Source organism: Clostridioides sp. ES-S-0005-03, from assembly GCF_020658455.1.
GTDB lineage: Bacteria > Bacillota > Clostridia > Peptostreptococcales > Peptostreptococcaceae > Clostridioides.
Genome location: NZ_JACVWI010000001.1, coordinates 233,292 through 246,179 on the forward strand (window position 1 = coordinate 233,292; position 12,888 = coordinate 246,179).

The window sequence follows — 12,888 nt, forward strand, 5'->3', positions numbered from 1 at the left end:
TATTAATTGTAAAAAGTATTTATAGTATATATCTGTTTTTTTATTTTTTATTAAAAAATTTATAGATTTTGGTGAATAATATATCTTTTATGGGTATATATTTATATTATGAGAAGAAATTAAATTTTTTCAAATGTCTTGACAAAAAAAGAATTATCAATTACAATATTATTTAATAAAGATTATCAATTGAAAATAGTAAGGGTGATGTTATGGCAAACACAATGGATTTATTAAAAGACAAGTTAAAAGAAACTGGTTTTAAGATTACGCCACAAAGAAGAGCAATAGTTGAGATATTGCTTCAACATGACCATTCACATTTAAGTAGTGAAGAAATCTATGATTTAGTTAGGGTTGACTGTCCTGAAATAGGGCTAGCTACTGTATACAGAACAATGCAGTTATTAGACGAAATAGGATTAATATCAAAACTAAACTTAGATGATGGGTGTATAAGATATGAGATTAGTCTACATAAAGAAGACTGTCATAATCATCATCATCTTATTTGTAAAAATTGTGGAAAGATAATGGAAGCTAAAGAAGACCTTTTAGACAATATAGAAAAAGAAATACAATCATTGTACAAATTTAAAATACTTGATCATGATGTTAAATTTTATGGATTATGTGATGAGTGTAATAAAATAAGTGATTCAGAAGAATAATTCTTCTGTAATTTAATGTTGATGGAAGAATAGTATAGAACTTTTATATTCTATACTATTCTTCCATTTTTTATTATAAATTTAAATATATAGTATAAATATAAATAGCTTTAAAGCTTTTTATAATTTTAATATTGAAAATATAATTAATCCTATAAGTATGAAAATAAATGATTTTTCTATAAAATTACTAAATGGTCCTCCAACTGTTAAAAATCCTAAGGAAATCTTTTTTTCACTTAGTGGATAAAAAAGTGGTATTCCTTGTTTTGTAAATAAATCCCCTAAAAACATATGGCTTGCATAGCCAAGTGTTCCATAAAAAGATAAATTATTAATACTAGTGATTAATTCTATTTGTTTTAGTAAAAAATATATTATGATGGTTGCAAATATACTATGAGAAAAGCTTCTGTGCTTTAGCCAGGGAAAAATTGACAACATTAGACAAAAAATTATAAAATATATTTCAACTTCTACGATGTATAAGCATATAGCTAATAGTATAAATATTAATGATAGAAAGATTTTTCTCAGAAATGTATGGGTTAGTTTTGCCTCAATAATTATAATTGCAACAAATGTAATTATTGCACTTAAATAAAAATTATCATTTATATTTATTGAAATAAAGAAAATAATAATATTAATAGCGTATATAAAAATTCTATATATGTATTTGGATATATTGTTTTTTAGAATGAAATTTGAGACCATAGAATTAGATTTATCCAAATCGGGCAGTACTGCAAAAGTAGCTGAAACTAAAATATCTACTAGAGATATAGGAATTGTAAAAATTAAAGATGTCTGGATAGCTGTTAAAATTCCTATTGCACAATGAGTTTTACCACGCATAAATCCTCCTAAAATATCAGATATTAAATCATATAATATTTAGAGGATATCAAAATAAAATAGGTTTGTCAAAATAATACGTTAAATGTATTTTAAATATAGCTTAAAATATGATACGAATTATGGTACAATAAGAATAACTGGTAGCGAGTGCGTGATTTGATATTATTTAAGATTGTAGAACGTGTTAAAAAATTAAATAGACAGAAGGAGATGATGCAATTGTTCAAAAAGAACACCAACAAGATAAAGGTAATGGCTTTAGGTGGACTTAACGAAGTTGGAAAAAATATGACTGTTGTTGAGTATAAAGATGAAATAATTGTTATAGATGCTGGACTTAGTTTTCCAGAAGATGAAATGTTAGGAGTAGATATAGTTATACCAGACATAACTTATTTAGTCAAAAACAGGGATAAAATAAAGGGTATATTTATTACACATGGACATGAAGACCATATAGGAGCTCTTCCATATATACTAAAAAAGATAAATGTTCCTGTATATGGAGCGAGACTTAGTATAGGTCTTATACAAGTAAAATTGAAAGAACATAAGATGAATAATGTTAAGTTAAATGTCATAACTCCAAGACAAGTTATAAAGCTTGATAATATGGAAGTAGAGTTTTTGAAAAATAACCATAGTATACCAGATGCTTACTCTATTGCAGTACACACAGACCAAGGGATAATATACCATACAGGAGACTTTAAGATTGACTTAACTCCAATTGATGGTGATGTTATGGATATGCATAGAATCTGTGAGTTGAGCAAAAAAGGAGTTCTTTTAATGTTGGCAGATAGTACTAATGCAGAAAAACCAGGATTTACTATGTCTGAAAAAACTGTTGGAGTAGGTCTTGATGAGTTATTTGCAAAGGGAAATGGTAGAAGAATTATAGTTGCTACGTTTGCATCTAACATACACAGATTACAACAAATAATAAATACAGCTGAAAAGTTTAATAGGAAGGTTGCTATATCAGGTCGTTCAATGGTAAATGTAGTTGGAGTTGCCAAGGAATTAGGATATTTAGATATTTCTGACGATATGCTAATAGATTTAAATGATATATACAAGCATGAAGATGGCGAGTTAGTGATAATAACGACTGGTTCACAAGGTGAGCCTATGTCAGCTCTTGCTAGAATGGCTTTTTCAGAACACAAAAAAGTAGAAATAAAGAGTGGCGATTTAGTTATAATATCTGCTCATCCAATACCAGGAAATGAAAAATTAATATCAAGAGTAATAAACTTCTTATTTGAAAAAGGAGCAGAAGTAGTATATAGTGATATAGCGGATATACACGTTTCTGGACATGCCTGTCAAGAAGAATTAAAGCTTATACATGCATTAGTTAGACCAAAGTTTTTTATGCCAGCTCATGGTGAATATAGAATGTTAAAAAGACATGCTGAAATAGCTGAACAACTTGGAATGGACAAGGAAAATATTTTTGTCATGCAAACAGGAGATGTTTTAGAGTTAGATAAAAACTCTGCTAAAGTAGCAAATCGTATACAAACAGGAAATATACTAGTTGATGGATTAGGTGTAGGAGATGTAGGTAATATAGTCTTAAGAGATAGAAAGCATTTATCAGAAGATGGTCTTATGATAGTTGTAGTAACTATTTCTAAAGATGAAGGCAAAGTTTTAGCAGGTCCAGATATAATATCTAGAGGCTTTGTGTATGTAAGAGAGTCTGAAGATTTAATGGATGGAGCAAAGGATATAATTAAAAACGTTCTAAACGAGTGTGAAGAGAAAAATATTAAAGAATGGGCTTATTTAAAGAATAACATTAAAGAAAACCTAAAAGAGTATTTATATCAAAAAACTAAGCGAAATCCAATGATACTTCCTATAATAATGGAAGTATAGGATATAAAGTTTATAAAATTGAAAAGTAGACCTCTTGTAATTTTTAAAATGATATCAAAAGATTAAATTGATATCATCTTAAGAATTACAAGAGGTCTTTTTAATATTGAAAAATTTAGATATTACATAAAATACCAATTATAACAATCTTTTATTAGTAAAAACTACTTATATATAAATTTTATTAATAGGAGGATATTTATGGATAATATTTCAAAACAAAATGCTAGAAAAGCTTTAAAACAAACTAAGATGGAAATAGCAGGAGAATATGGAATGAATTATGAAGATGCCTTTGAAATAATAGAAAATGCATCAAATAAAGGTGTTTTAGAAGGTTATTTTAAAAAGCTTGAAAAGAAAAAAAATTTAGGTCAAGGTATATCTAGGCATTTAGAATAAAAAAAGTTAATTGTGAGAAAATAAGTTTAAATAAACTTTAAGAGGTGACATCTATGAAAAAATTAGCTAGTACTGCTTTGGCTATATTACTTGCATTTACTCCTTTGAGTTTTTCTTTTGCAAATAGTAAGGACAATGCTGATGCCAACCAACTAAATATATCTTCAAAATCGGCAATTTTGATGGATGTTGGTAGTGGACAAATTTTATATGAAAAGGATGCTCATAAGAAGCTTCCTCCTGCCAGTGTAACAAAGGTAATGACAATGTTACTTATTGTAGAAGCTTTGGATTCAGGTGATATTAAACTTGATGATGAAGTACAAGTGAGTGAAACTGCATCTAGTATGGGTGGTAGTCAAATATTTTTAGAACCAGGAGAAACTCAAAAGGTTGATACTTTATTAAAAGGTATAGCTGTTGCGTCTGCAAATGATGCTTGTGTAGCTATGGCTGAACACTTGGCTGGAAGTGTTGAAGGGTTTGTTGATAGGATGAATTCTAAAGCAAAGGAGCTAAATATGAATGATACTCATTTTGCAAATACAAATGGACTTCCAGTAGCAAATCACTATACATCTGCTCATGATATAGCTTTAATGTCCAGAGAATTATTAAAACATGAAATGATAAGCAAATACTTAACTACATGGATGGATAAGGTTGTAGTAGGTAAAAAACAAGTTACAGTAGGTCTTGCAAATACTAATAAGCTTATAAAGCATTATCAAGGAGCTACTGGTGTTAAAACTGGATTTACTCAAGAAGCTAAATATTGTCTATCAGCATCAGCAAAAAGAGGTAATACTCATTTAGTTGCGGCGACTTTGGGTGCAGAAACTTCTCCTGAAAGATTTAATGATGCATCTAGTCTTTTAAATTATGGATTTGCAAATTATGAAAGCGTTAAGCTATGTAGTAAGGGAGATAATATCGCTACACTTACATTAGATAAAGCTGATGAAAATAAAGTCAAATTAGTTGCTAAAGAAGACTTAAATGCTCTTATTAAAAAAGGAAGTTCTAAAAAGTTTGAAAAGAAAATAGAAATAGTAAAAAATCCTAAAATGCCAATTAAAAAAGGTACTGTTTTAGGAAAGATAAAGATATGTAAAGATAAAAAAGTAATAGGTGAAGTAGAATTAATAAATAATAAAGATATAAATAAGGCAAGTTACCTACAAATGCTTCAAAGAATAATTGATAATATGATATAATAACTTGCGATAAGATACAGCTATAATTCACATAAAAAATGCCCGTATAGAAGTACTATATGGGTATTTTTATCTAGTATATTAAAGATTGTTATAAGCAGATGCTTACAATGATTATTTAAGTAAAGGCATACTGCCTGTAAGTTTATTTACTTGCTTTTTATTTCCATATATTCCTATACCAAAATACTGTAGTTCATCTTCTTGGACAGTGGCAATTTTTTGTGTGAATTCCTCATAAATATTACAACCTTGTGCAACATCTGAAAAATCTACAACAGTTAATCCTTCAAATTCAGGAGTGTATAATTTTTTACGTAAATTCTTTATAATTTCTTTGTTTCCTTTTAAGATAGGCACAGGTATAGCAACAATTCCTAAATGATTATTACCTGTTTTGTCAACTACATCTGGACCTACTATTTCTGGAGTATATTTACCTAGTGTAACTCCCATTACTGCTGCTGTATTTGATATAATTCCCATTGGTAAATTTTCATCTATTACCATAACACATTTTACATTTTTATTTTCCATTTTTCAATTCTCCTTTTTATCCTCTTTAAAATTATTTTTATCATTGTTTATAAATATATTTTGATACTGTTTAGGTGTAAGACCAATAAAGTTTTTAAAGAAATTTGTAAAGTGACTTTGGTCCACAAAGCCTGTTTGTATAGCAGCATCTATAGGTTCTATTCCATTTTCTAAAAGTTTCTTAGCTTTATTTACTCTTATATTTTCAAGGTATCTATAGGGTGTAATACCTTTTAATTTTGTAAAATTACGAAGTAATGAGTACTTATTCATTTTTGCTAGATAACTTAATTCATCAAGTGCTATGCGTTCAGCATAATTATTTTCTAAATAATCACAGACTATTTGAATTTCTGTATTTATTTTTTCTGAGTTAGATTGTAAAACTGGCTCTGTATATTCATTGATTATTTGTTCAATTAGGAAAAAGAATATTTCTTCTTTTTTAAAATCTAATTGTTCTTCCATAATTATATGATGTAGTTCTTGTAGCAAAGGTACTAATTCACTACGAAATATTACCTGCTGATTGAATTGAGGTAAATAATTTTTCCCTGTAATTTCTAATACAGCTTTTTGCATTATTTCTGGCTTAATATTAATACATCTATAATCAAGAACTTCATTATCTATTTGTTCACAAGTATGACTATCAAAAGGATTAAAAAGTAATAAATCTCCTGTGCTTGTGGTATACTTTTTGTTTTTGCATGATAAATATCTTTGACCTTTTTCTATCAAACCAATCACATAGTGTTCATGAAAATGGTTTGGAAAATTTTGCATAATACCTTTGAATCTATATGCTTCAATTTCTAATTCACTATCAAAACATACTGTGCGTTCTTCTTGTTTCACTTGGACAACCTCCTTTCATAATGTATAAAGTGTAACATATATTTTTTTGTAGTTCTTGTATGATATTGACTAAAAATTAAGAACAACTAAAAAAATGACAACTTAATTTTTTTAGTTGTCAAATTAAATAATATTTATATGTAATTTATTTTGCTAACCAATTAAAACTTCTGCCTTTTTCTTTACAAATAGTTAATGATTAAGTATTTTTTCAGTTACAACAACTTCGTCTAACATGTTCTCATAAGAAGCAAGTTCTTTTATAAATTTTAATACAAGGTTTGTATCTGATTCAACTGTGTATCTAAATTTTAGTTCATTATTTTCTACAGTACTATTCATTTTGTTGTTACCTTCATTTGTAATACACCAATAAGATAACAACAATGTCAGTTTATGTCAATATAATATTGTACTACCAATAAGTGTAATTATTATATTTTTACAGCTAATATGATATAATAATAAAAGTTATAAAGTAAAAAATGAATTTTAATTTTATGCTTATACACACAATTATTATAATATAAAATAATTTTGATTATAAGTTATTTAATTGTTATAATAGTATTAAAAATTTAATTTAGGAGATGTACATTAATGTTAAGTATGAATATAGGAGAAATCGTAGCAAGTTTGGTTGGTATAGCCATGGCAATATCAATACATGAGTTTGGTCATGCATACTCGGCACATTTATTAGGTGATGATACAGCTAAGGCTTATGGAAGAATGACATTAAATCCTGTAAGACATGTCGACCCAATTGGTCTTTTGGCTATGTTTATTCTTAGAATAGGATGGGCAAAGCCAGTCCCAGTAAATCCTAATAATTTTAAAAATTACAAGATAGGCAATTTGATAGTTTCACTTGCAGGTGTTTTCTGTAATGTTCTGACCGCTATAGTCTGTGTCATTATAAATAAATATGTGCACATGTATGCGATAAATACAATAGCTGAATATGTATTCTTATATAGTATGGGATTTGCAGCTTTTAATTTACTGCCTATACCTCCACTTGATGGATGGGGAGTTATATCTACACTTGTTCCATATAAATGGAATGAATATGTATATAAATTTGAAAATATGAGTTATATAATTTTGTTGATTGCTTTATTTACAGGGATATATCAAATAATATTAACACCAATATATACCGTATTACTAAGAATAGTATATTTATTTGTTTAATAAAATAAATAACTTAAAGAGGGATTAATATGAAGTATAATATACAATTACAAGTTTATGAGGGACCATTAGATTTGCTGTATGACTTGATAACTAAACATAAGATAGATATAAAAGATATATCAATTATAGATATAACTAAGCAATATCTTAATTATCTAAAAATGTTAGACAAAATGGATTTAGAGATAACTAGCGAATTTATAACTATGGCATCTAAGCTTTTAGAGATAAAATCTAAATACTTACTTTACAAACAAAAGGATGAAGAAGAAGACCCAAGAATAGAACTTATGGAGAAATTAGAAGAATACAGAAAATTTAAAATAGCATCACAAGATATAAAGGAAAATATAACTTATATTAATGAAAGATTTTATAGAACTAAAGAAGAAATAGTTATTGATGATAATGTAGATTTAGAAGATATATCAATAGAGGCAATAAAAAATATACTTCCATATATATTTAAGGTTAAAACATCACAAATTGAAAGTACTAATGATGAAAAATTGGATAAAATAGTGAGAAAAAAGATAATATCTGTGGAAGAAAAAATAGTGTATATAAGAAATGTCATAAAAGAGAAAATAGAAGTTACTTTTACAAATATCATAAAATCATATGAAAATGATGAAATAATTGCTACTTTTTTATCTATATTGGAGCTTATAAAAGAAAAAGAGATAGTGGTGGTACAAGATATATTTTTTGATGATATTTTAATTAGAAAAAGTTCGGAGTGTTAAAATGAAAAGAGAAGATATAAAGTGTATTATAGAATCTATTATGTTTGCATATGGTGACCCAATAAGTATAAAAGAATTAAATTATATAATAAATAAAGAACTTTCATCAAAAGAGATAGAGATTATGTTAAATTTACTTATTGATGAATATAGAGAAAAAAATAGAGGTATTCAAATAATCAAATTGGAAAACAAATATCAAATGTGTACAAATGAAGATTATGCAGAATATATAAAAAAAATTATTGAACCAAAGAAAAAGAAAAGTTTGAGTCAAGCTACACTAGAGACTCTTACTATAATTGCATATAAACAACCAATAACGAAGGTAGAGATAGAAGATATAAGGGGAGTAAAATGTGATAAGGTGCTACAAACTCTATTTGAAAATCAACTTATAAGAGAGGCTGGTAGACTTAATAAAATAGGAAAACCTATAATTTATAAGACAACAGATGAATTTTTAAAGTTGCTAAATATAGAAAGTCTTGAAGAGTTGCCTGCTATAGAAACTTATCAAGAAGCATTAACAAATGAATAAAATGTTATACAAAGAGAATATTAATTTTACAATAGAAATGTTAATTTTAAAATAAAAATATGGAGAACACAGTAATTTAGTTTATAGTTTTAAATTTTTTAGAAGGTTTAAAATACTCTAAGTTATTGTGTTTTTTTGTGTGAATATAAAAAAGTGGTTTTGGTAAAATAAATATGGTTAATTAAGTATAAATAGTAATTTTTTGATGATAATATAGACATGGAGATTAATGAATTACTTAATTTTAAATACTTAATAATAGCAATAATTTTTATAATAAGTATAATTGTATTGTTTTTAATGTCTCATATAAATATCTTATTAATAGCAGATATAAACAATAAAGATGTTTGCTTAAAACTTAATATAAAATACATGTTTGATTTAATAAATATAAATAGACAACTATATCCAGCTGAAAATAGTAACAATAATGATAAAAAAGAGGGGATGAAGAATAATATAGACTCTAGTATATTATTAGCTGATGACCTTTTAAGTATTTATAGACTATTAAAAAAGATAAAAATACATGAATTTTATTCAAACATTGATTTTGGAACTAAAAATGTAAGTTTGACATCTTCTGTGTATGTATTAATAAATACTCTATATGGAAATTTATTTAATATAATTGATGCAGAAAAAATATATCTAAATGTAAATCCAAATTTTACAAAAGATTACTTTTTGGGAAATGTAAGGATACATATAAGGTCAAGAATAAAAGATTTATTTCATTTTATAATAATGGTTAATAAGGTTATGAATAAAAATAAAGGAAATTATAAGGGAGGTGATAGTAATGAGAGCAACAGGTTCGATACAAAGTCTTATGGAAACAACTCTTGAAACTATTAAAGGTTCTATAGATGCAAATACTATTATAGGAGACCCTATAAAAACAGATACTACAGTAGTTGTTCCTATATCAAAAGTAACAATTGGATTTGGTATAGGTGGAGGAGAATATTCAAAAGGATATGATGAGAAAGATAAAAATATTGAAATAAAAAGTGAAAAAGCAGATACAAATTTTGCAGGAGGTAGTGCAGGAGCTATATCTGTACAACCAGTAGCATTTGTAGTAGTTGAAAGTGGAGAAACTAGAATAATGAGTTTAGATAGTAATATTAATCTAGTAGATAATATCTTGTCTATAACTCCTAGAGTATTAGAAAAAATTCAGAATATATCTCAAAATAATAAAAATACAGACAAGAATAATATGTAGTATAAGATTAGAATACTTTTGAAAATAAAATATATCCTTAAGTAAAATAGTGAGATTGATATAAGTCTCACTATTTTATAATGTAATTTAAATGTTTTTTACTTTATACCTAATAATATTTTAGTTTAAAACAATTTAAATGGATAATAAAGTTTATCTATAGTATAATTATAAAAAGAAAAGAAGTATTATATTAGAGATATATAAACATATTGGGGGGATGAGAGGGAGTCCCAATTATTAATTTTGAGGTGAATTTTATGAGTGATAAAGAGTTATCTATTTTGTTGTTGGAAAGTATGAATAACTTTCATAATTTAATAAAGATTATTAATAATGAAAGATATAAAAAAGGTAAAGTACTTACAGAAAGGCAATTTTTTGCTTTAGTAAGTATAAGAAAGCATAATAAAATGGAACTTAAAAATTTAAGTAGAGACTTACATGTATCTACTTCTAGTTTGTGTATATTGCTTAATAAGCTAGTTGAGCAAGACTATGTATATAGAGAAGAAGATAGTAGAGATAGACGAAATACTTTTTATGGAATAACTGAAAGTGGAGAAAAAATACTAGATGATGAAATATTAAAATTTATATCTATAATAAGTGATAAAATGAACTGTTTAGATGTAAAAAACAAAGATAAATTATTTGATTCTTTGGAAGACTCTAGAAATATAATTGAGCAATTATTTTAAAAAGGAGAATTTGATATGCAGATAAAATGTTCTAAAGAAATATTAAAAAGCTTGGATGATGCTATAACTGTAGTTACTGTGTTTGAAGATGAGAATGTTTCTACAATGTTTGATAAATTAAATATTGTAAGTAAAAACTTCAGTGCTAAAGAAAATAACATAGAGATTGTGACATTGCTCGAAAATGAAAATCTAATAGATATTTGTCTAGTTGGTCTTGGTAAGAAAGAATCTTTAGATAAGGAAAAACTTAGAATCATAGGGGGCAATTTATGTAAAAAAATAAAAAGTATATTGAGAAATAAAGTATGTAAAAATAATGATATTAACATAATAAATATTAATTTAGATATAGAAGAGATAGGTGCTTTTTCAGAAGGAATATTGCTTGGAAACTATAAATTTGATAAATATAAGACAAAAAGTAAAGAATTTGAAGAAAGAGAAATAGAGAATATAATTATATTCACTGAAAAAGAAGCAGATTGTCAAATAGAAAAAGCTAGAATACTATCTAATTCAACTATAATAGCTAGAAATCTAGTTAACGAACCATCAAATATAATATACCCAAAGACATTGGCAATAGAGGCAGTTAGACTTGGGGCAGAGTATGGATTTAATGTTGAGATTTATGAAGAAGAAAAAATAAAAGCATTGGGTATGGAAGCTTTTTTTGCTGTATCAAGAGGTTCAGTTAATAAACCAAGATTTATAGTAATGAGATATTTTGGAGATGAAGAGAATTCAGATATACTAGGTCTAGTGGGCAAAGGATTGACTTATGATACTGGTGGATATTCTTTAAAATCAAATGCATCTATGCTAGATATGAAAACAGACATGGCTGGAGCTGCAAGTGTAATAGGAGCTATGTGTGCCATATCTCAGAGTAAATTAAAGAAAAATGTTATAGCAGTAGTAGCTGCATGTGAAAATGCTTTATCGGGAGGTTCATATAAGCCAGGAGATATAATTAACTCTATGGCAAGAAAAACTATCGAAGTTTTAAATACAGATGCAGAAGGTAGACTTACATTAGCCGATGCAATATATTACATTATTAATAATGAAAAAGTAACAAAAGTTGTTGATGTAGCAACATTGACTGGTGCAGCTTTAACATTATTAGGTAATGTTGCAACTCCTGTAGTAACAAATAATGATGATTTTTATTGTGAATTGGAAAAAGCATCTACTTTATCTGGAGAAAGAGTTTGGAAGATGCCTCTTTATGATGAGTTTAAAAATATGGTAAAGGGAGAAGAAGCAGACCTTAAAAATACTGGAGGTAAAAATGCTGGATGCATAACAGCAGGAGCCTTTATTGGAGAATTTGTTGGCAGTACTCCATGGATACATATGGATATAGCAGGTACAAGTACATCATCAAAATCAAAGGGATATAAATCAAAAGGAGCGACAGGAGAGCCTGTTAGGACATTGTATTATTTAGCAGAGGTATAAAATTATATATTACAAAAACTATAGTTTAATGTGTAAAGCCACTTGGATATTTTTAAAACTTAAAAAATATCTAAGTGGCTTTATTTATAAATTTAAATAAATTATTTACTCTTTTTCTTTTTTTCAAGGATAAAGGTATCTATATTGGATAAAAGAGGAAGTATGTACACAATGCTAGTAGCAAAAATAAATATGAAAATGGTAGTTGTATTGTAACTTAAAAAGCTATAGTAATATTGTGAATCAGTAAATGTATTTAGTAAAAATATAAATGAAAAATAAATAAGACAAATTCCAAAATTATCTCTAAATGCATGTCTGTTAACTTTAAATTTTCTTACATCAACCATATAAATATTTGCATATATTATCAAACATTTAGAGAAGATAAATAGAAAATATATGAAGCTAGGAAATTCGTATCCTAAGTTTTTAGAAAAAATAAGTTCTCCAACAGAACAAACTAAACTCCAAGAAAAAAATATGTTAAAAAAATGATACTGTTTAAAAACTAATATAGCTATACATATGTAGATACAAATATGGCTAATTCCAATTGGTAA

General features: G+C 26.6%; 15 protein-coding genes. 11 read left to right on the forward strand and 4 right to left on the reverse strand.

Annotated elements, in window-relative coordinates:
* Positions 1-212: 212 nt before the first annotated feature.
* Positions 213-671, forward strand: a complete 459-nt coding sequence (locus IC218_RS01100) for a Fur family transcriptional regulator (RefSeq protein WP_227434196.1) — start codon at positions 213-215, stop codon at positions 669-671.
* A gap of 120 nt (positions 672-791) precedes the next feature.
* On the opposite strand, the gene IC218_RS01105 is transcribed toward IC218_RS01100, so the two are convergent.
* Positions 792-1,529, reverse strand: coding sequence for a metal-dependent hydrolase (locus IC218_RS01105; RefSeq protein ID WP_227434197.1), 738 nt, complete (start codon positions 1,527-1,529; stop codon positions 792-794).
* 216 nt (positions 1,530-1,745) lie between these two features.
* Between IC218_RS01105 and IC218_RS01110 the strand changes: the two genes are divergently transcribed.
* The 3 genes from IC218_RS01110 to IC218_RS01120 all read left to right on the forward strand — a co-directional run bounded on the left by IC218_RS01110 (position 1,746) and on the right by IC218_RS01120 (position 5,041).
* Positions 1,746-3,422 (forward strand): ribonuclease J, encoded by a 1,677-nt coding sequence (locus IC218_RS01110; protein ID WP_227434198.1) that lies wholly within the window; start codon positions 1,746-1,748, stop codon positions 3,420-3,422.
* 201 nt (positions 3,423-3,623) lie between these two features.
* A complete protein-coding gene (locus tag IC218_RS01115; protein WP_227434199.1) occupies positions 3,624-3,824 on the forward strand; it encodes a CD1290 family small acid-soluble spore protein in 201 nt (66 codons plus the stop codon).
* Between the two features lie 53 nt (positions 3,825-3,877).
* A complete protein-coding gene (locus tag IC218_RS01120) occupies positions 3,878-5,041 on the forward strand; it encodes a D-alanyl-D-alanine carboxypeptidase family protein (RefSeq protein WP_227434200.1) in 1,164 nt (387 codons plus the stop codon).
* A 114-nt stretch (positions 5,042-5,155) separates the two neighbouring features.
* Here IC218_RS01120 and IC218_RS01125 read toward each other — a convergent pair whose 3' ends face one another.
* From IC218_RS01125 to IC218_RS01135, 3 genes are all read right to left on the reverse strand, one after another.
* Positions 5,156-5,578: a DUF2000 domain-containing protein gene (locus IC218_RS01125; protein WP_227823656.1), complete on the reverse strand. Its 423-nt coding sequence runs from the start codon at positions 5,576-5,578 to the stop codon at positions 5,156-5,158.
* A gap of 3 nt (positions 5,579-5,581) precedes the next feature.
* The gene (locus IC218_RS01130; RefSeq protein ID WP_227823657.1) at positions 5,582-6,436 is read right to left on the reverse strand and encodes an AraC family ligand binding domain-containing protein; all 855 of its coding nucleotides are present in this window, start codon (positions 6,434-6,436) and stop codon (positions 5,582-5,584) included.
* A gap of 192 nt (positions 6,437-6,628) precedes the next feature.
* Positions 6,629-6,778, reverse strand: a complete 150-nt coding sequence (locus IC218_RS01135) for a hypothetical protein (RefSeq protein ID WP_227823658.1) — start codon at positions 6,776-6,778, stop codon at positions 6,629-6,631.
* Positions 6,779-7,036: 258 nt separating this feature from the next.
* On the opposite strand from IC218_RS01135, the gene IC218_RS01140 reads away from it, so the two are divergent.
* From IC218_RS01140 to IC218_RS01170, 7 genes are all read left to right on the forward strand, one after another.
* Positions 7,037-7,633 (forward strand): site-2 protease family protein, encoded by a 597-nt coding sequence (locus tag IC218_RS01140; protein WP_227434204.1) that lies wholly within the window; start codon positions 7,037-7,039, stop codon positions 7,631-7,633.
* Positions 7,634-7,662: 29 nt separating this feature from the next.
* Complete coding sequence (locus tag IC218_RS01145; RefSeq protein WP_227823659.1) at positions 7,663-8,382, forward strand: segregation and condensation protein A; 720 nt, start codon at positions 7,663-7,665, stop codon at positions 8,380-8,382.
* Between the two features lies 1 nt (position 8,383).
* On the forward strand, positions 8,384-8,923 hold the full coding sequence (gene scpB, locus IC218_RS01150) for an SMC-Scp complex subunit ScpB (protein ID WP_227434206.1): 540 nt from the start codon (positions 8,384-8,386) through the stop codon (positions 8,921-8,923).
* 219 nt (positions 8,924-9,142) lie between these two features.
* Positions 9,143-9,775, forward strand: coding sequence for a DUF2953 domain-containing protein (locus tag IC218_RS01155; RefSeq protein ID WP_227434207.1), 633 nt, complete (start codon positions 9,143-9,145; stop codon positions 9,773-9,775).
* On the forward strand, positions 9,729-10,157 hold the full coding sequence (gene ytfJ, locus IC218_RS01160; protein WP_227434208.1) for a GerW family sporulation protein: 429 nt from the start codon (positions 9,729-9,731) through the stop codon (positions 10,155-10,157). The genes IC218_RS01155 and ytfJ overlap by 47 nt, the downstream gene beginning before the upstream one ends.
* Before the next feature lie 260 nt (positions 10,158-10,417).
* Positions 10,418-10,858 (forward strand): MarR family winged helix-turn-helix transcriptional regulator, encoded by a 441-nt coding sequence (locus IC218_RS01165; protein ID WP_227434209.1) that lies wholly within the window; start codon positions 10,418-10,420, stop codon positions 10,856-10,858.
* Between the two features lie 15 nt (positions 10,859-10,873).
* Complete coding sequence (locus IC218_RS01170; RefSeq protein WP_227434210.1) at positions 10,874-12,325, forward strand: leucyl aminopeptidase; 1,452 nt, start codon at positions 10,874-10,876, stop codon at positions 12,323-12,325.
* Positions 12,326-12,888: the final 563 nt, after the last annotated feature.